Consider the following 19,318-nt stretch of genomic DNA (forward strand, 5'->3'; position numbering starts at 1 on the left):
TAAAGAGATCAGTTAGTTTTGAGGGTTAGTGGTAGGGCTTACTGAAGGTGAGGTGTTTTGGGTATTCGGCGCATTTGGCTTGGCCTGCTCTTTCAGTAAACCCTTGGTGCGAATGCTGTCCAAAGTTTTTTGGTCAATCGGTTGACCCTTTTGATCAAGTGGAATCACCTCTGGATCAGTCCATGAGCCTTGTACTAAATAGTCGGTTTGCATGGCACGATTGATTTGGTTGGTGATCAGATATTGACCCACAAGTGCACTGAGACCGACGATTGGGTTAATAACAAAAGCCGCCACTACAGATCCTGCGGCCGCATCAATCGTTGGAAATACCGTTATACGAAGGTCCTGAGTCTCTTTGGGAATATTGATTTGCCCATTAATAGCAACACGCGCTTGATCCAACTCCATTGTGAATTGATTAGTTTGGGCAACGCCGTTGGTAATGTCAAAGCTGCTCTCAATAGAGTTAAAAGGTGTTCCTTTAGTCACAATATTGCCTAGACTACCTTGGAGATCAAGGGTAGCGAATCTAAAGAGACTTTGTAGACTCAGTACGTTGAGTAATTTGGCGGCATCAGAGTTCACCTCTAACAAGCGCCCTTTGTCGAGATTGAGAGCGATCTTCCCTGAGAGCGTTTCATAGTCTGGAATAAATAAGTTGTTATCCCATTCTAATTTTCCAGTGAGCTTACCTTGACCACCTTCTACAGATTTAGTATTGCTCCAGTGAGCAATAATTTGCCCAGCGTCCTTTACATCCATATCAATGTTCAGAGTGCTATGGTCTTTTCCATTTGCAATGTCGCTACTCCACTGTCCTGAGAGAGATGAACTGCCTTGAGGGTTGGCTATTTGAACGGACTCTAGGTTTAAGAGGTTTTTACTGGTGCGTGACTTAATCTTAATCGCACCCAATTGCGCTTTAGACCAAGAAAAGTCATCAATGGTGATATTGAGACTTGGTATAGAGTTAGGACTCAGCTTTTCTTTATTTACACTCTTTTGTGTACGATTGTTTTGATTTTTAGAGACAGATTCTGGCAAAGGGTTGGCATTTGCAAGTGGGTCTGGAATTCTGAGGCGAGTGAAGTGGCCAGTAATTAATCCACTTGGGTTAGTAGAGTTTTCTTCCTGCCAGCGAATCTGTCCTGCAGCCTGCGTTGAATTGAGGCGTAATTGCCAGATATCGTTTTTATTGTTACCAACCAAGCCAACATCAGACCAAGCGCGATCCAGTAGGATCAGTTTTTTGATTTGAGCATTGACTTGAATATTGCTCTCGTCGGCGGAATTCTGTTTGACAGCTTTGTTCCGATGTCCCGCACTGAGAAACTCTTGCCATGCATCTACATTCAGATCGCTAGCTTGAAGATTCAGCGCAAATCCCTGTTGGGGAAGATTGGCAGGAGCGCCAACGCCTAGTGCATGGCGAATCTCATTGTCGAGCCCGAGGCTGCCCTGCAGAGAAATTTGTTCACCAATCTTGCCAGACCAAGTTGCGCGAGCAGAATTTGCTTTGCTATTAACGTAGGTGCGAAGATTGAGCTGGCCTAGCATTGGAGTGCCTGCAGATTTTTTAGCTGGGGCGGGAGCTTGACTGGCCCAGTTTCTTAAATCTAATTTCAGATTCGTTTCGCTGCCAGCTTTGCTGAAGTTGAGCGAGCCCTCGTATTTTGCCGAACCACTCATGCCGGCCAGAATCGAGCTGACTGTAGGGTTAAGGTCTGCGGAAAAATACTGTTTAATAAAGCTACCATCAATATTGCCGTTGATGCTGAAGCTAGGGTTTGCAGTTGTAGAAGGCGCACTAGTAATGTTGATGGCACCCCCTAAGAAATTAGCCGTGACATTTTCAAATTCGGGATTAAGTTCAGTAATCCGAATATTGCCTTTGAGATTATCTAGAGGTGGAAAGCTACCCCACTGAGCTCGATTGCCTGGAAGGTCTAACTTCGCATCAATATGGGTATCCGCTTTGCCTGATAGCGGAATGCTTAAGGCCAGATTTAAGCTTGTGAAACCAGACACTTTAAGATTTTTTTCTAGGCTCTCTTGGCTTTTACCAACCGGAGACGCAAAGAGGTACTGGAGCATTTGTTGCGCTTCTCCTTGGGCGCTACCGGTAACGGAAAGCATTAATTGCTTGGCGCTGACATTGGGTATTTCAGCATGAACCTTGCTCACCACCACGCTTTGATAATTTGCTTGGCTGATATCCACATTTAATGTGGACTGTTTCATGCTGATTTCACCACTGAGCTTGGTAAATGCCGGCCATTCGCCCTGTGATTTAGATAAAAGAGGGGCGGGCTTAAAGGTGGCATCAGTGATCGGTAGGGTCAGTGCAAATTCACCGGATTGCTCTTTAGGGAAGGGGATCTGATTAGGGTCACCTTTGATGTGTAGGGTGCCGTTGCGAATGAGGCCAGTATCAAAGGCTTTTCCAAGAAACTGCTTGCTATCGCTATCCATCCCGACAGGAAGGTAGCGATGTGCGCTAGCCAGTTTTGCCTGTACAAAGTCCATGTCTAGAGTCAGTTGATCCGCTTGTTTCGGCCCGCTCAGAATGTAATTGCTATTGAGAGTGACATTAATCTCAGGATTGCTAAGCGCTACTTGCTTGGCATTAATGATCCAGCCGCCTTTGTATTTTTCCCAGCTGACTTGCCCACTTGCTTTATCTAATTTAATTTTTGGATCAACTAGAAAGTCATTTATTTCTACCTCTAAATTGGAGGACGCTAGGCTCAAACTCCCATGCTTTTGGTCGGCTGTAATAACTCCGGTTAAATGAGAAACGCTAGGCATGGATTTGTTGATGCCAACAAAGCTTAGATCAATCAGCTTGGCGCTCACAGTGAAATCTAATTTATCAGCATTAAACCAAGTGCCGGGTATGGGGAGCGCCGACAGTGCAGAACGACTTTCTGCCCAGTTGATTTCTAGGTCTTGTAATTCACCATCTGCTTCAGATGCCTTAATCCATTGCCGGACTTTTTTAGGCAGGGGAAGGTTGAGTGCAAATAGTGCAACGTCTTCGACCAATATCTGTGGAGATGAAAATCCAAATTCTTTGATATCGCCACCATCTCCAGGTGGCTTCCACCGGAAGGTCATGGGGCTCAAGTGCTCGAGGGGTGCCGAGCTTGGACTATCAATGTCCCGCCATGCTAGCGACTTGGTGCTTACTGAAAGCATTTGTTTTTCGGTTGATTGAATCAGATCAGTTTCTAATCTACCAAACTCAATCGGCTCTTCATCCTTGGCTAATTGAATTTTTAGTCGGTCGGCCGCAATGCTGAGTGCGCCACCATCGGGTTTGCCACTGTCAAGATTCAATTTTCCTTTTGAGCTAATGCTCCCCTCTAATGCATAAAGAGGCACTTTGAAGTCTTGTGTAATTTTATTTAGATTGAGGTCGGCGAAATCCCAAGAGAACTCACCAACCCAATCCTTCCAGTTCCCGGCTTGACCACCAAGGCGATGTGCAAAGTCCGCATGGATTTGGATCTGACCTTTATGCCAAGGCGTATTTGCAATCAAAGTGCCGCGGTGATAGCGTAGCCCGTTGCTCAGATTCAGTTCTTCAATCTCAATCGAAGTATTCAGTTTCTTATTTTGGAGATCTTCCCAAAAGAATTGAGCGTGACTTACTTTGATGGTGTTTTGTGCGAATAGCCAGTTCTCAGCTGAAAAATCATCCGATTTTGCACCGATCGGCATTCCTGCGATAGAGATGACGCCCTTAGCATTTCTTTGGGCATAAATTTGTGCGCCAACAAAATCCAGCTCATGAAAGTAGGGCTCAAGATGGTAGAAAGAAAGCCAACTTAATTCGCCACTAATTTTTTGAATTTCCAATAAAGGTTTGGCTTTTGAGGAAGAATTAAAACGTAATCCGGTGATTTCAAAGCTGGGCCGAATGCCTGTCCATGAGACTTGCACATCATCCATCGAGACATCTGCACCAATCCTAGCGCTAATCAGTTTTTCTAAGGCTGGTTTTGATTTCTCAACTTGAGGCCATAGTAAGAAACGAACACCGAGATGTCCGAGCACAAATACTGCCAAAATAAAGCCACCTAGGATAAGGGCGCGCTGACCCCAGCGTCCGCTTCCACCTGGAGGACGTTTTTGAAGCACGCTCTGGAGGCGAGGTGGGATGAGGTTGCGAAGCATGAGCTCTATTATCCGTCAGCCTCGAGAGGATCGCCAAGAGTCTCCCAAGGCTCGGATTAAGATGAGGGTATGACGAATTTTTCCGCTCAAATGGACTTTTTGAAGGGGCATTCCACTTATGCCCAGCGTTGGCTAAATGCGCAGCCAAAGTGGGAGGGGTGGATAGGCTCCCTGACCCCTCAAAAAATCGATTTAGCATTTATCCAAAATCTCTTGATTCCTTGCGAGGCTGCAATTGCCAACGAGGAGCAAGATGAGTCGCAATTCATGGCAGATTTGCGACTTGCTCGTCAGCGTTTAATGCTGTATCTAGGATTTCGTGATCTCAACGGCCTGGCAGATTTAGATGAGGTAACGCATAGTCTCAGCTCATTTGCCGAGTTGACTGTTTCGCTATCGATTGCTTATATTCGTGGGGATCTTCAAAGACGCTTTGGACTGCCATGGAGCACTTCTACTAATGCAGAAATGCCTTTGATGGTTGTTGGCATGGGCAAGCTTGGGGGGCGGGAGCTCAATCTTTCTTCCGATATTGATCTGATTTTTCTATATGAGCATGAAGGCGAGACTCAAGGTGGTCCGAAAAGTCTTTCCAACCATGAGTGGTTTACGCGGATGGGCAAGCGCCTCATCAAGTTACTGTCTGAGCATGATGCCAATGGATTTGTATTCCGGGTAGATATGCGTTTACGTCCTAATGGTGATTCAGGTCCATTGGTGTGTAGCCTAGACATGCTGGAAGAATATCTTTTGGTTCAAGGCCGTGAGTGGGAGCGTTATGCCTGGATCAAGGGGAGATTGATCGCGCCAATGCCTGACTCACCCTCTTTTGCTGTTTGCGAAAAAGAGCTAGATCAAATTATTCGACCTTTTGTTTATCGTCGACATTTGGATTACGGCGTGATTGCAGCTATTCGAGACTTGCATGCGCAGATTCAACGCGAGGCAGATAAAAGGTCTTCAAGCCACCAAGGCCGTTCCCGCGATATTAAATTGGGTCGTGGTGGGATTCGGGAAATTGAGTTTTTGGCGCAAATGTTTCAGCTCATGCGGGGCGGGACTGATCCCCGTTTTCGCGCTCGACCCACATTGGAAATTTTGAGCTTGATCGAAAAGCGAGGCATCTTGCCTGCCGGTGAGGTCCGGGCATTAAAGGATGCGTATGTATATCTGAGGCGCTTAGAGCATCGCATTCAGATTTGGGAGGATCAGCAAACACATTATTTGCCCGATGATGAATCTGCTCGAACACGTCTTGCTCAGAGCATGAGTGGTCCAGATGTGACGGAGACGAGCGCTCAATTTCTGGCTGAGTTAGAAGGACATCAAAACAAGGTCGCCCAACTCTTTGAAAGAGCATTCGTATTAAAAGATAGTGAGCGCTTAGATCTTGCACCTTTATCGATTGATTGGGAGCCAGACGGCCAGCATTTCCCTGAGTCGCTGGTTCGCTGGCAGGCATGGAGTGGCGGCCCAAAGGAAAGGCAGTTACCAGAAAAAAGTCGCCTGATTTTTCACAGTCTGATTCGCAAGGCGGCGGAGAGTGTGCAGGCGGAACAATCTATGCGGGCTAGTGCTGATATCACTTTGCTACGCTTTTTTGATTTGTTGGAAGCCATTGCCAGAAGGAGTGCTTATCTCTCCATCTTGTCGGAGTATCCAAAGGCACTATCCAATGTACTAGCTTTGCTCAAGGCCTCGCAATGGGGTGCGCAATATCTAACGAGGCATCCACACCTATTGGATCATTTACTCAATCCACGTGCCGAGGCTTTGCTAGTAGAGCACCCAGAGGATTATTGGCGGGAGGTTAAAACCACTTTAAACATGCGCTTAGATGATGTGATGGCCGATGGAGATGGCTCTGAGCAAGCCATGGATATCCTGCGTGTTACACATCACAACGAAACCTTTATTACCTTATTAGCTGATCTTGGTATTGGGGTGGATCAAGCGCTACCTGTCGAAAAAGTTAGCGATCATCTATCCGCATTGGCTGATTTGATTTTGCAAACGACTTTTGAGCGTGTGTGGCCGTCAGTTGCCAAGAAGTTTGATTTGCCTGAGGATCAACATCTCGCTATAGATGTGCCATTCGCCGTGATTTCTTATGGGAAGCTGGGTGGCAAAGAGTTGGGCTATGCATCTGATCTCGATTTAGTATTTTTGTATCAAGCGCCAGAGTCAGAATACGCCGCACAAGAAATCTATGGCCTCTTAGCGAAGCGCATGATCAACTGGCTGACAACCTACACCTCGACGGGCAGCCTGTTTGAGATTGATACCCGCTTGCGTCCTAACGGGTCAGCTGGATTTTTGGTGACGAATGCAGATGCTTTTAAAAAGTATCAGATGCGAGAGGGTGATAACGCAGCCTGGGTTTGGGAGCATCAGGCTTTAACGAGAGCCAGGTTCTCGGCAGGCAACCCAACGGTAGGTCAATTTTTTGATGGTGTGCGCTTCGAGGTTTTAAGTCAAAAGCGCAATATTGATGTATTGCGTAATGAGATTTTGGAGATGCGCCGTAAGGTGCATGCTGGTCACCCTAATCCGGCCGGCGAGTTTGATTTGAAGCACGATGCAGGCGGAATGGTAGATATTGAATTTATTGTTCAATTCTTAGTTTTGGCCTACTCCCATCAACATCATCAATTGATTGGTAATTTAGGCAATATTGCACTTCTGCGGATGGCTGCAGAAGCTGGCTTGATAGAGCAGTCTGCTGCCCAAGAAGTGGCCGATGCTTACCGCCTGTTCAGATCTCGTCAGCACCGTTTACGCTTGGATGGCGCCGATAAGACGCGTGTGAATATTGATTCTGAGTTAGTTTTGGCAAGCGCCAGAAATGCTGTCCTGAATTTATGGCAGCAGATTTTTAAAGCACCATCTAATATTTAGTTTTGCTCTAGTAATTCGCGAGCGTGACGACGGGTTGTGTCCGTAATAGTGGCGCCACCAAGCATACGCGCAACTTCTTCAACGCGATCAGCCCTAGCCAGAGGACTGACTTGTGAAAGCGTCTTGTCACCACTTTGAGATTTACTGACCTTGAGGTGATGATTGCCCTGTGCGGCTACTTGAGGCAAGTGGGTGACACATAAGATCTGATGTGATTCACCCAGCTGACGTAATAATGTACCGACGGTTTCGGCAACAGCACCACCAATGCCAGCATCGACTTCATCAAAAATAAGTGTAGGCGTAAATGAGGCTTTGCTGGTGATCACGCTAATGGCGAGACTAATACGCGCTAGCTCTCCGCCGGATGCCACCTTGGCTAAAGAGCGAGGTGTACTGCCTGCATGCCCAGCAACCAAGAACTCAATTTGTTCCAAGCCATTCGAGCCACCTTCACTCAATGGGATTAACGCAATTTCTAATTGGCCGCCAGCCATTGATAAATCTTGCATCGCTGCAGTCACAAGCTTGCCAAGATCGAGGGCTGCCTTACTGCGTTTTTGGGAGAGTTGTTTTGCCAGCTTGAGGTAAGCAGCTTCCTCCTGTTTTACTTTTTCACGCAAAGCTTCAATATTCTGGGAAGCAGTGAGCGCTTCAAGACGGTCAGTAGTCTCCAACAGTAAGTGCGGCAGTGCATTGGCCTCGGTACGGTATTTTCTGGCAGCCGTATGTAAAGCTTGCATCCGTTCTTCAACTTGACCTAAGCGTTCGGGATCAAGGTCTAACTTTTGTAGATAGCGATTCAGGCTATGAACAGCCTCATCGATTTGAATTTGTGCAGACTCTAGGGCTTGGCTCACTTCAGCTAGCGCAGCATCATGCTGGGCTAAAGCACCCATATTTGAACTGGCTTTGGAGAGGGCGGATTCCACTGAACCATCTGAATCAGATAAAACGTCAATTGCTTCTTGGCAACCGCTGATAATCTTGGCGCCATTGGCAAGTCGCGCATGCTCAACTTGAATGTGATCCCATTCGCCTTCTTGGGGTGAGAGCTCGGTCAACTCTTCGAGCTGCCATTCAAGCCGTTCACGTTCACGCTCAATATCTTGACCAGCATTTTCAGCTTGCGCTAAAAGACGACGCGAGTCGCTGAGAATCTTAAATGCTTGCGCCACTTCAACAGCAGTTGGTAGTAGCCCGGCATGTCGATCTAGTAGCTCACGCTGCGCACCACCCTTGAGTAGTAATTGATGAGCGTGTTGACCATGAATATCGACCAATTGATCACCAGCTTCGCGCAATTGCACGAGTGTTGCGACACTGCCATTAATGAAGGCGCGACTACGACCGTTACTTTCAACGGTTCTTTTAAGGAGCAGACTTTGGCCTGCATCTTCAGTAGGGAAACCTTGATCATCTAACCATTGGTTAAAGTGTTCTACCTGTTGGGAGTCAATGCGGAAGAGGGCGCTGATTTCTGCGCGATTGCTACCCTCCCGAATTTGGCTGCTATCTGCACGTTCACCCAGTACTAGGCCTAGGGCATCGAGCAGGATCGATTTGCCAGCACCCGTTTCACCAGTTAAGACGGTGAAGCCTGCAGAAAAATCCAGTTCGAGTTGATCAACGATGACAAAGTCACGGAGTGCAAGAGTTTGAAGCATGTCTTAGCGTAGCAAAGAACTCGACATCAGAATGTCGATGGGTACTCATTCCAGTGCAGTTTCTCGCGCAAGGTTTTGTAGTCACTATGGTTGCGAGGGTGCAAGAGGGTAATTGTTTTGTCAGATTGACGTACTTCGATTTTGTCGCCTGATTCCAAATTGGTTTGCGATTGCATATCGAAATTCACAATCACTTCGCGACCCTCAACTACTTCAATGCTAGTTACCGCATCCTGAGGTAATACGATTGGACGATTGGAAAGTGAGTGCGGTGCAATCGGCGCCAGCAAGATGCCGGCAACGCGTGGATGCAAAATAGGCCCGCCAGCAGAGAGAGCGTATGCGGTAGAGCCGGTAGGTGTAGAAACAATCAAGCCATCGGAGCGTTGGTTGTACATGAAAGACCCGTTGACTTGTACTGCAAGCTCAACCATTCCGGAGATACCAGAGCGGTTCACAACAACATCATTGAGGGCAAGAGCGCGATTGATGACTTTGCCGTTACGCAGAACCACTGCATCTAATAGTGTTCTTGTATCAGCTTCGTATTCGCCCGCAATAATTTTTGGTAGAACGACGTGCACATCTCCAATCGGAATGTCCGTCATATAACCAAGACGTCCCATATTGATTCCAACGAGAGGCACGTTACTGCCGGCCAGTTGACGCCCAATGCCAAGCATGGTTCCGTCGCCACCTAAAACTACCGCAAGATCAATCGCCCCGGCAAAATCTCCAACATTCTTGCTGAGGTATCCCTTGAGCTTTAAATGCTCTGCGGTGGAAGTCTCAAAAAATACCTCGCAACCCAGGCCAGAAACGAGCTTAGCGAGGTCGTTTAAGTGGTCCTCTATCCCGTCGGCCTGATATTTGCCGACAAACGCAAGTCGGCTAAATGCCTTTTTGATGGAATTTGAGGATGGGCTTAACATATAACGATTAAACCATAGGCATAAAATCCCTTCCACCATGGATGATCGTTCCCGCGCCTTACTGAAAACCCTCATCGAACGCTATATTGAAGAGGGGCAGCCTATTGGCTCCCGCACGCTATCTCGCTTCTCCGGTTTAGACCTCTCGGCTGCCACCATTCGGAATGTGATGGCCGATTTGGAGGATATGGGTCTGGTAACCAGCCCGCACACCTCGGCTGGGCGTATTCCAACCCCAAGGGGCTATCGCTTGTTTGTGGACACCATGGTGACAGTGCGCCCATTAGAAGAAATAGCTGCTCGTGAGGTTGAAAAAGGACTTTTGCCTGACTCTCCTCAGCGGGTTTTGAGCTCAGCGGCTCAACTTTTATCGAATTTGACCCATTTTGCTGGGGTGGTAATGACACCCAAGCGTGCCCAGGTCTTTAAGCATATTGAATTTCTGCGTTTGGGCGAAGGCAAAATTCTCTTGATTGTGGTGACCCCAGAGGGTGATGTGCAAAACCGGATTTTGCCCACTACACAGGATTACACCCCGAGTCAACTGATTGAAGCCGGTAACTTTATTAATGCCCAATTTGCCGGCAAGAGTTTTGAGCACGTGCGAGCCCACCTCAAATCTGACTTAGACAACTTGCGTAGCGACATTGCTGGTTTGATGGCCTTGGCTTTGCAAAGTGGAGTATCGGACTATGGCATGGGTCAAAGCGAGGTCGTGATGTCCGGTGAGCGCCGCCTGCTCAATGTGGGCGACTTAAGTTCCAACTTAGATAAGCTACGCAAGATGTTTGACATGCTTGAGCAAAAATCTGTATTGATGCAACTCTTGGACGTATCGAGTCATGCAGATGGGATTCAAATATTTATTGGTGGTGAGAGCGATCTTCTTCCTTATGAAGATTTAGCGGTGATTAGTGCGCCATACAGTGTTGACGGTCAGATCGTGGGTACGCTAGGGGTGATTGGCCCAACCCGCATGGCTTACGACAGAGTGATTCCGATTGTTGACATCACTTCTAAATTATTGTCTGGCGCTTTAAGCTCTTAATTACTGGCAAGTCCAATGACATCAACCCAACAATACTTTTAGAGACAAACTGCTTTGAACGAAAATCCACATTTACGCACCACGAAGACGGCAGTACTACTGTTGAACTTAGGCACGCCATCTGCACCGACACCCAAAGCGGTGCGAGCCTACCTCAAAGAATTTCTCTCTGATCCGCGTGTCGTAGAAATTCCGCGGGTGATTTGGTGGTGCATTTTGAATGGCATTATTTTGCCGATTCGGAGTAGCGCCTCTGCCAAAAAATACGCCTCGATTTGGCTGCCAAAATTAGGCTCGCCTTTAATGCACTACTCGCGCTTACAAGCCAAAGCACTTGCTGAGAAATTTGCTGATCAGGGTCACATAGTCTTGGTCGATTTAGCGATGCGCTATGGTCAGCCATCCACGACGGAAGCGCTTAAAGCCCTGCAGGATCAAGGGATGGAGCGTTTATTGTTACTACCTTTGTATCCTCAATATTCTGCAACAACTACCGCTTCGAGTTTTGATGAAGTCTTTAGAGTCTTGGGGACTTGGCGCAATCAGCCGGAGTTGCGTTTAGTAAAGCACTATCACGATAACCCTGCGTATATTGCTGCTTTGCGTGATCAAGTCATGAGCGCATGGGACAGGGATGGTCGACCTGATTTTTCAAAAGGCGATCGCTTGGTGATGTCTTTTCATGGCTTACCGAAACGCAATTTAATGAAGGGCGATCCTTACCATTGTGAATGCCTTAAAACAGGTCGCTTGCTAGGTGAAGCGCTTGGTTTGGATGTCGAGCAATATTTGGTTACTTTTCAGTCTCGCTTTGGAAGAGCGGAGTGGCTTAAACCCTATACAGCCCCCACTATTGAGAAATTGGCAAAAGAAGGTTGTCAACGGATTGATATTTTCTGCCCAGGGTTTCCAGCAGACTGCTTGGAAACGCTAGAAGAGATTGCGATGGAAGCGCGTGAGATTTTCTTGGAGCATGGTGGAAAAGATTATCGTTACATCCCTTGTTTGAATAGCAATCCAAAATGGATTGATGCCTTAGGCGATATCGCCTATCAACATCTGTTGGGCTGGCCTTTAGGTGTTGAATCAGATGCTGAACTGACTTTGCGCAGCCAACGTGCTCAGGCGGTAAAGTCCTCACTTGAAATTTAATCATCTGCCCCCATATTGCAAAGAAGTAACCATTCTTAAAGAAAAGTGAATTAGTTGCCATGACACAAGAAAACCAAGCTTCCCCCGAAGATCAATCCAAAGAGCAGTTGGATGCCGATCAACAGACTCAGGCCGCCGCTGAGCCAGAGCTCGCCGCCCAAACACCTGAGCAAGTGATTACCGACTTAAACCAGAAGCTTGCAGAAATGCAAGACAACTACCTGCGTGCAAAAGCTGAGGGCGAGAATATTCGTCGCCGTGCCGTAGAGGATATTTCTAAGGCCCATAAATTTGCCATTGAGGGTTTTGCGGAGAACTTAGTGCCAGTCACGGATAGTTTGTATGCTGCTCTGAATGCAGAAGCTATTGATGCCAAAGCCTTTAAGGAAGGCCTTGAGATCACACTCAAGCAGTTGCTGAGTGCCTTTGAAAAAGGTCGCATGACTGAAATTAACCCTGCGGTAGGCGATAAATTTGACCCCCATCACCATCAAGCAATCGCCTCGGTGCCGTCCGAGCAAGACGCCAATACCGTGGTTTCTGTGCTTCAAAGAGGGTATTCGATCTCAGATCGCGTCTTAAGACCCGCTTTAGTAATGGTTAGCGCAGCTAAATAAGGCTTTTATAGGCCTTAGAGGGCCCAAAAACGCATAAAAGGGCAGATTTCTGCCTTTTTTGCACTTTTAGCCCTTGAATTCTTCTTTTTAGACCCCATTTATTGGGTATCGATTTATCGCAATCAAACAAACAATTTATTTATTTGGAGCAAATCATGGGAAGAATTATCGGAATTGACTTAGGAACCACGAACTCGTGCGTTTCAGTTATTGAAAACAATACCCCTAAGGTTCTTGAGAACGCTGAAGGCGGTCGTACAACCCCATCCATCATCGCCTATATGGAAGACGGTGAAGTCTTGGTTGGTGCGCCTGCAAAGCGTCAGTCAGTAACAAACCCAAAAAATACCGTTTACGCTGTCAAGCGTTTGATGGGCCGTAAATTTACTGATGCCGAAGTGCAAAAAGATATTGGTCTCATGCCTTACAGCATTATTGCTGCTGACAATGGTGATGCTTGGGTTCAGGCGCGCGATAAGAAAATGGCGCCACAGCAAGTATCTGCAGAGATCTTGCGCAAAATGAAAAAAACCGCAGAAGACTACCTTGGTGAAGAAGTCACCGAGGCGGTGATTACTGTGCCTGCTTATTTCAATGACAGTCAACGTCAAGCAACTAAAGATGCTGGTCGTATTGCTGGTTTGGATGTCAAGCGCATCATCAACGAGCCAACCGCTGCTGCATTGGCATTCGGCTTGGACAAGCAAGACAAGGTAGATCGTAAGATTGCCGTGTATGACTTAGGTGGCGGTACGTTTGACGTATCCATCATTGAGATTGCTAACGTTGATGGTGAGAAACAGTTTGAAGTGCTCTCAACCAACGGTGACACGTTCTTAGGCGGTGAAGACTTTGACCAACGCATCATCGACTGGATCATTGCTGAGTTCAAGAAAGAGCAAGGCGTTGATTTGAGCAAAGATGTGCTGGCATTACAGCGCCTGAAAGATGCTGCTGAAAAAGCCAAGATCGAATTGTCATCTGCACAACAAACAGAAATTAACCTGCCTTATGTGACTGCTGATGCCAGCGGCCCTAAGCACTTGAACCTTAAGTTGACCCGCGCTAAGTTGGAGTCTTTGGTTGAAGAGTTAATCATGCGTACTGCTGGTCCTTGCCTCACGGCGATTAAAGACGCTGGTGTAAACGTGGCTGATATTGACGACGTGATTTTGGTCGGCGGTCAAACCCGTATGCCTGCAGTGCAAGACAAAGTAAAAGAAATCTTTGGTAAAGAGCCACGCAAAGACGTTAATCCTGATGAAGCGGTTGCTGTTGGTGCTGCGATTCAAGGTTCTGTGTTGTCTGGCGATCGTAAAGACGTATTGCTCTTGGACGTTACCCCATTGTCATTGGGTATCGAAACCTTGGGTGGCGTTATGACCAAGATGATTCCGAAGAACACCACCATTCCTACTAAGCATTCACAGGTCTATTCCACTGCGGAAGATAACCAACCTGCTGTGACGATTAAGTGCTTCCAAGGTGAGCGTGAATTGGCTGCAGCAAACAAGTTACTTGGTGAATTCAACTTAGAAGGTATTGCTCCAGCACAACGGGGCATGCCCCAAATTGAAGTGACCTTTGATATTGATGCTAACGGTATTTTGCATGTCACTGCAAAAGACAAAACCACTGGCAAAGAAAACAAGATCACCATCAAGGCTAACTCTGGTTTGACCGAAGAAGAAATTCAACGCATGGTTAAAGATGCTGAAGCCAATGCTGCTGAAGATAAGAAAGTGCTTGAGTTGGTAACTGCTCGTAACACTGCGGATGCTTTGGCTCACTCTACCAAGAAGGCTTTGGAAGAGCATGGCGCAGGTCTAGAAGCTGCTGAAAAAGAAGCGATTGAAGCTGCCTTGAAAGAGTTGGACGAAGCCATCAAAGGTAGCGATAAAGCTGCGATTGAAGCTAAGACCGAAGCTTTGGGTAAGGCAAGTCAGAAGCTGGGTGAAAAAGCCATGGCTGCTGAACAAGCTAAAGCCGCTGCTGCTGCCCCGGGTGCGGCTCCAGGCGGTGCACAAGCTGCTGCCCCTGATGCTGATGTGGTTGACGCTGACTTTAAAGAGGTTGATGACAAGAAGTAATCGGAGTCATTTACATTTGTTTTTTTGAAGTAACTAAATAACAAGTCGGCCTCGTGCCGACTTGTGTCATTCAGGTTGTTGAGAGGAAGAGTTGTGCCGAAAAGTAAACGCGATTATTACGAAGTGCTTGGTGTAGCAAAGGGCGCGAGCGATGCAGAGCTAAAAACAGCCTATCGCAAATTAGCAATGAAGCATCACCCTGATCGCAATCCGGATAGCAAAACAGCTGAAGGGCAGTTTAAAGAAGTTAAAGAGGCATATGAGGCCCTGACAGATCCTAATAAACGTGCTGCCTATGATCAATATGGTCATGCTGGTGTAGACCCTTCGAGTGGTTTTGGCGGGGGTGGTTTTGGCGGTGGCGGAGGTTTTGCTGATGCCTTCGGTGATATTTTTGGCGACATCTTTGGTCAAGGCGGCGGTCGTCATGCTGGGCCCCAGGTTTATAAGGGTGCCGATTTACGCTACAACATGGATATCACGCTTGAACAAGCGGCTGAGGGTTACACCACTCAAATACGTGTACCAAGTTGGAGTAGTTGCAAGCCGTGCCATGGCTCTGGCGCCGAGCCTGGTAGCAAGGCCGAAAAGTGTTCAACCTGCGATGGCCATGGTCAAGTCAGGGTTCAACAAGGCTTCTTCTCCATGCAACAAACTTGCCCTAAGTGCCGCGGCACTGGTGAGTACATTCCGAAACCGTGCAAGACTTGTCATGGCAGCGGTAAGCACAAAGAACAAAAAACACTCGAGATTAAAATTCCCGCAGGAATTGATGATGGTATGCGTGTGCGCTCCGTCGGCAATGGCGAGCCCGGGATCAACGGCGGCCCCTCCGGAGATCTTTATGTTGAAGTCAGGGTCAAACCTCACAAGGTTTTTGAGCGCGACGGTAGCGATCTGCATGTTCAGATGCCGATCTCCTTTGCAACCGCCACTATTGGCGGCGAAATTGAAGTGCCAACCCTTTCTGGACGTGTTGAGTTCCCGATTCCGGAAGGTACTCAAACTGGCAAGACATTCCGCTTGCGTAGCAAAGGAATTAAGGGCTTACGCTCATCCCTCATTGGGGATCTATTTGTTCATGTGATGGTGGAGACGCCAGTAAAACTCACGGACGAACAAAAAGGCCTACTCAAGAAATTTGATGACAGCCTAAAGTCAGGTGGCGATAAACATAACCCCCATCAAAAGGGTTGGTTCGACGGCGTGAAGAGTTTCTTTAGTTAATTAACCAGCAAAGCCGTGTTCGGTGCCGGGAAATTTTCCGGACTTGACTTCTCGAACATAGGCTTTGACTGCAGCCTCAATAGAGGCATGACCATCCATAAAGTTTTTGACAAACTTGGGTGGTTTTCCTGGGCTGATGCCCAACATATCCTGCAACACTAAAACTTGCCCAGAGCAATCTGGACCCGCTCCAATTCCGATGGTGGGAATAGTGAGTGATTTGGTAATTGCTGCGCCTAATGAAGAGGGGATAGCTTCAAGCACCAGCATTTGTGCGCCAGCTTTTTCACAGGCTAAGGCTTGTTCGCGCATCAGGCTTGCAGCATCTTTTGATTTACCCTGAACTTTGTAGCCACCCAAAACATGAACAGACTGAGGCAATAATCCGAGGTGGGCACACACTGGAACGCTGCGCTCTACCAAATATCGAATGATGTCAGTTTGCCAGTCGCCACCACCTTCAAGCTTCACCATATCTGCGCCAGCGCGCATGAGTTCAGCAGCAGAGTCTAGAGCTTGGACCGGATCGCCATAACTAGCAAAGGGTAAGTCGGCAATGATGAATGCATGGGTGTTCGCACGAACGACACATTCTGTGTGATAGGCCACTTGCTCAACCGTAACAGGGGTAGTGCTGGAATGACCTTGAATCACGTTACCCAGTGAGTCACCAATCAGAATCGTTTCAACACCGCAACGATTTAATAGCGCTGACATGGTTGAGTCATAAGCCGTCAACATCGAAATCTTCTCTCCATCAGCATGCATGGAAAGAAGATTGGAAATAGTAATTGGCTTATCGCTCTGTAAGTAACCCATGAAGAGAGTTTAATGAATTAATGCGCTGTTTGGCTAGAAACGGCTTTTTCCCCACAATTACAGTTGCGGCAGGGTAGCTTTTCAATTCTTTGGTGAGCTACTTGGGGTAAATAGGTCTTCAGTACGCCAAAATTGGGCAGGAAGAAATCGGGTGCAATCTCTAGGAGCGGCAGCAGGACAAATGAGCGTTCAATGATGCGGGGGTGAGGCAAAGTCAATTCGGTATCGTCTTGAGAAACCCCCTCGAATGACAAAATATCCAGATCTAACGTGCGTGGGGCATTCGTGTAAGGACGTTCCCGACCAAATTCTTGCTCAACAGCCTGACAGATATGCAAAAGGCCGTAGGGACTCAGTTCAGTCTCAATTTCAATAACGGCATTGATATAGTCACCACCTAGAGCTTCTACGGGCGCGCTCTGATAAAAACAGCTTTTGGCTAGGATGCTAAGTTCTCGGCGTTGGGCAAGGCAAACGATCGCATCAGTAATGAGCTGACGTGTGTCGCCGATGTTGCCGCCAAATCCAATAAACGCCCGAGCCATACAATTCCCAAACAAGATATGAAACTACTTTACTGAAATTTCCTCAATCTTGCTTAGCTTGCGTCAGCTTCAGTGGGTGTGGCTGACTTAGGCTTTCTGCGACGACGTCTTTTGGCTGGGGAATTGGCGCTACTATTGCCAGATTCATTCTTAGCGGATGCCATCAAAGCCTCTTGTCCAGAAGGCTCTGCAGCAATAAAGCTTGTCCACCATTCACCTAAAGCAGGATTTTGTTCGCCAGTAGCACAACGAAGCAACATGAAGTCATAACCCGCTCTAAAGCGAGGGGATTCAATGAGGCGATAAGGGTAGCGACCAACCCGCTTTTCAAAACGAGGTTGCATGGACCAAATTTCTCGCATATCACTCTCAAAGCGGCGCTGAATCGTCATGCCACTGCTTTGGGTGGCAATCGTATCGTCCATCGCATCATGCAGCGCTGGAATATTAGACATGCCTTTAGCAATGTTCTGCTTCCAGTTTTTCAAAAGATCAGGCCAGAGCAAGGTTGCAAAGAGGAAGCCGGCCGAAACACTTTTGCCAGATTGGATGCGTTCGTCAGTATTGGCGAGCGCTAAGCGAACAAAATCTTGAGCCCCTTTAGAGTCTGCTTTCGTATCGAGGATGTGATCGAGCAGAGGGAGCAGGCCGTGGTGTAATCCAGCATCGCGCAATCCCTGAATGGCCGCCCAAGAATACCCAGACATTAATAGTTTGAGGATTTCATCAAAGAGTCGAGCTGCAGGCACATCGTGAATTAAATTACCAAGCTTGGCAATGGGTGCGCGTGTTGCAGCATCTAAAGTAAATCCTGTTTTGGCGGCAAAGCGAATCGCTCGCAACATCCGAATGGGGTCTTCGCGATACCGTTTCGCGGGGTCGCCAATCATGCGTAAAGTTTTCTTTTGCATGTCCGCCATGCCGCCGTGATAGTCAAGCACTGTCTCGGTAGATGGGTCGTAGTACATGGCGTTAATACTGAAATCGCGTCGTGCAGCATCTTCATGCTGCGAGCCCCAAACGTTATCGCGCAGAATACGACCACTCTCAGCCACATGGTCTCCAGCGTTATCCAGCAAGGCTCTAAAGGTCGATACTTCAATAATCTCGGGCGCGCCTTTACCAAAAAAAGTGACGTGCACAATCTGAAAACGACGACCAATGAGGCGCGCTTTGCGAAAGAGTTTTTGCACTTGGTCCGGAGTGGCGTTGGTTGCTACATCGAAATCTTTTGGCCCAATGCCTAGAGCCAAATCACGTACTGCACCACCTACGATGAAAGCTTCATAGCCAGCTTGCTGGAGCGTATCTGTCACTTTGACTGCGTTCTTAGACAGCAGATGCGGATCAATGCGATGGGTTTTTTTAGGGACGCGCTTCGGTGCGCCTGTGTGGTTGGCTTGCGTATGTCGATCCATAGGATCACGACGCAAGATGCGCTTGATGAATTTAGTAATCATGCAAACAATTCAAGAATAGGCCAATTGCGTTTGGCTGCTTCGCTACGAAGATGTTTATCTGGATTGGTGGCAACAGGATTACTAACCTTTTCTAAAAGCGGTAAATCATTCATTGAATCCGAGTAAAAATAACTGCGCGGCAATTGGTCTAAAGCAAGGTTCTGACTCGCTAACCAATCATGCACCCTTTGGATCTTACCTTCACGAAAGTTTGGAATGCCTTTTACTTCACCCGTGAAGTTCGCTAAGGGATTATCTCCTGTAGTCGCAGGTTCAGTGGCAATTAGATGTTCGATGCCAAAGCGCTCTACGATCGGGCGAGTGACAAAGCTATTGGTAGCAGTGACCACACAGCAGAGATCTCCAGCATCTTGATGCCGTTTAACGAGGTCCAGGGCTTGTTGGCGTAATTGGCCGTGGATGACTTCATTCATAAAGGCATCGTGCCATTCTTTCAGTTGGGCGCGTGAATGCTCTGAGAGTGGCTTTAAGGCAAAGCGCAGGAATGCATGGATATCGAGCTTGCCCTCTTTGTAATCTTGATAAAAGCGCTCGTTTTGTTCTGCGTAATATTGGCTATCAACTACCCCAATGCGGGCCAAGAATTGCCCCCATTCGTAATCACTATCACATGGTAGGAGGGTGTTATCTAGGTCGAAGAGAGCAAGTTGAGTCATTAAA

13 protein-coding genes are annotated in these 19,318 nt (G+C 47.5%); 6 read left to right on the top strand and 7 right to left on the bottom strand.

The window, feature by feature from the left end; all coding sequences use genetic code 11:
* Positions 1 to 12: 12 nt before the first annotated feature.
* The gene (locus ICN49_RS02070; RefSeq protein ID WP_216165178.1) at positions 13 to 4,182 is read right to left on the bottom strand and encodes a YhdP family protein; all 4,170 of its coding nucleotides are present in this window, start codon (positions 4,180 to 4,182) and stop codon (positions 13 to 15) included.
* A gap of 69 nt (positions 4,183 to 4,251) precedes the next feature.
* Between ICN49_RS02070 and glnE the strand changes: the two genes are divergently transcribed.
* Positions 4,252 to 7,080 (top strand): bifunctional [glutamate--ammonia ligase]-adenylyl-L-tyrosine phosphorylase/[glutamate--ammonia-ligase] adenylyltransferase, encoded by a 2,829-nt coding sequence (gene glnE, locus ICN49_RS02075; RefSeq protein ID WP_216165181.1) that lies wholly within the window; start codon positions 4,252 to 4,254, stop codon positions 7,078 to 7,080.
* Here the strand turns inward: glnE and recN are convergent.
* Together recN and ICN49_RS02085 are read right to left on the bottom strand one after the other, a co-directional pair.
* Positions 7,077 to 8,747 carry a DNA repair protein RecN gene (gene recN, locus ICN49_RS02080; protein WP_216165184.1) on the bottom strand — a complete coding sequence of 557 codons (1,671 nt, stop codon included), beginning with the start codon at positions 8,745 to 8,747 and terminating at the stop codon, positions 7,077 to 7,079. The two genes, glnE and recN, sit on opposite strands and share 4 nt — an antisense overlap.
* 26 nt (positions 8,748 to 8,773) lie before the next feature.
* Positions 8,774 to 9,679 (bottom strand): NAD kinase, encoded by a 906-nt coding sequence (locus ICN49_RS02085; RefSeq protein ID WP_216165186.1) that lies wholly within the window; start codon positions 9,677 to 9,679, stop codon positions 8,774 to 8,776.
* 37 nt (positions 9,680 to 9,716) lie between these two features.
* Here ICN49_RS02085 and hrcA point away from each other — a divergent pair, with 37 nt between their 5' ends.
* From hrcA to dnaJ, 5 genes are all read left to right on the top strand, one after another.
* On the top strand, positions 9,717 to 10,727 hold the full coding sequence (gene hrcA, locus ICN49_RS02090; protein ID WP_216165188.1) for a heat-inducible transcriptional repressor HrcA: 1,011 nt from the start codon (positions 9,717 to 9,719) through the stop codon (positions 10,725 to 10,727).
* Between the two features lie 54 nt (positions 10,728 to 10,781).
* A complete protein-coding gene (hemH, locus tag ICN49_RS02095; protein WP_216165190.1) occupies positions 10,782 to 11,879 on the top strand; it encodes a ferrochelatase in 1,098 nt (365 codons plus the stop codon).
* A gap of 59 nt (positions 11,880 to 11,938) precedes the next feature.
* Positions 11,939 to 12,496, top strand: coding sequence for a nucleotide exchange factor GrpE (grpE, locus tag ICN49_RS02100; RefSeq protein ID WP_216165192.1), 558 nt, complete (start codon positions 11,939 to 11,941; stop codon positions 12,494 to 12,496).
* A gap of 155 nt (positions 12,497 to 12,651) precedes the next feature.
* Positions 12,652 to 14,586, top strand: coding sequence for a molecular chaperone DnaK (gene dnaK, locus ICN49_RS02105; protein WP_216165194.1), 1,935 nt, complete (start codon positions 12,652 to 12,654; stop codon positions 14,584 to 14,586).
* A gap of 93 nt (positions 14,587 to 14,679) precedes the next feature.
* Positions 14,680 to 15,813 (top strand): molecular chaperone DnaJ, encoded by a 1,134-nt coding sequence (gene dnaJ, locus ICN49_RS02110; protein WP_216165196.1) that lies wholly within the window; start codon positions 14,680 to 14,682, stop codon positions 15,811 to 15,813.
* On the opposite strand, the gene panB is transcribed toward dnaJ, so the two are convergent.
* The 4 genes from panB to ICN49_RS02130 are packed head-to-tail and all read right to left on the bottom strand — an operon-like array spanning position 15,814 to position 19,314.
* Positions 15,814 to 16,632, bottom strand: coding sequence for a 3-methyl-2-oxobutanoate hydroxymethyltransferase (gene panB / locus ICN49_RS02115; RefSeq protein ID WP_216165199.1), 819 nt, complete (start codon positions 16,630 to 16,632; stop codon positions 15,814 to 15,816). It lies immediately after the preceding gene.
* 17 nt (positions 16,633 to 16,649) lie between these two features.
* A complete protein-coding gene (gene folK, locus ICN49_RS02120) occupies positions 16,650 to 17,177 on the bottom strand; it encodes a 2-amino-4-hydroxy-6-hydroxymethyldihydropteridine diphosphokinase (protein WP_216165202.1) in 528 nt (175 codons plus the stop codon).
* 53 nt (positions 17,178 to 17,230) lie between these two features.
* Positions 17,231 to 18,637: a polynucleotide adenylyltransferase PcnB gene (pcnB, locus tag ICN49_RS02125; RefSeq protein ID WP_216165205.1), complete on the bottom strand. Its 1,407-nt coding sequence runs from the start codon at positions 18,635 to 18,637 to the stop codon at positions 17,231 to 17,233.
* Complete coding sequence (locus ICN49_RS02130; RefSeq protein WP_216165208.1) at positions 18,634 to 19,314, bottom strand: histidinol-phosphatase; 681 nt, start codon at positions 19,312 to 19,314, stop codon at positions 18,634 to 18,636. The genes pcnB and ICN49_RS02130 overlap by 4 nt, the downstream gene beginning before the upstream one ends.
* Positions 19,315 to 19,318: the final 4 nt, after the last annotated feature.

This window comes from Polynucleobacter finlandensis, assembly GCF_018881755.1.
In the GTDB taxonomy this organism is placed as follows: domain Bacteria; phylum Pseudomonadota; class Gammaproteobacteria; order Burkholderiales; family Burkholderiaceae; genus Polynucleobacter; species Polynucleobacter finlandensis.

Excerpts from the sequence above, each read along its gene's own strand:
- hrcA (WP_216165188.1), top strand. The coding sequence starts at position 9,717 with ATGGATGATCGTTCCCGCGCCTTACTGAAAACCCTCATCGAACGCTAT.
- ICN49_RS02070 (WP_216165178.1), bottom strand. The coding sequence starts at position 4,182 with ATGCTTCGCAACCTCATCCCACCTCGCCTCCAGAGCGTGCTTCAAAAA.
- dnaK (WP_216165194.1), top strand. The coding sequence starts at position 12,652 with ATGGGAAGAATTATCGGAATTGACTTAGGAACCACGAACTCGTGCGTT.
- grpE (WP_216165192.1), top strand. The coding sequence starts at position 11,939 with ATGACACAAGAAAACCAAGCTTCCCCCGAAGATCAATCCAAAGAGCAG.
- recN (WP_216165184.1), bottom strand. The coding sequence starts at position 8,747 with ATGCTTCAAACTCTTGCACTCCGTGACTTTGTCATCGTTGATCAACTC.
- folK (WP_216165202.1), bottom strand. The coding sequence starts at position 17,177 with ATGGCTCGGGCGTTTATTGGATTTGGCGGCAACATCGGCGACACACGT.
- glnE (WP_216165181.1), top strand. The coding sequence starts at position 4,252 with ATGACGAATTTTTCCGCTCAAATGGACTTTTTGAAGGGGCATTCCACT.
- ICN49_RS02085 (WP_216165186.1), bottom strand. The coding sequence starts at position 9,679 with ATGTTAAGCCCATCCTCAAATTCCATCAAAAAGGCATTTAGCCGACTT.
- panB (WP_216165199.1), bottom strand. The coding sequence starts at position 16,632 with ATGGGTTACTTACAGAGCGATAAGCCAATTACTATTTCCAATCTTCTT.
- ICN49_RS02130 (WP_216165208.1), bottom strand. The coding sequence starts at position 19,314 with ATGACTCAACTTGCTCTCTTCGACCTAGATAACACCCTCCTACCATGT.
- pcnB (WP_216165205.1), bottom strand. The coding sequence starts at position 18,637 with ATGATTACTAAATTCATCAAGCGCATCTTGCGTCGTGATCCTATGGAT.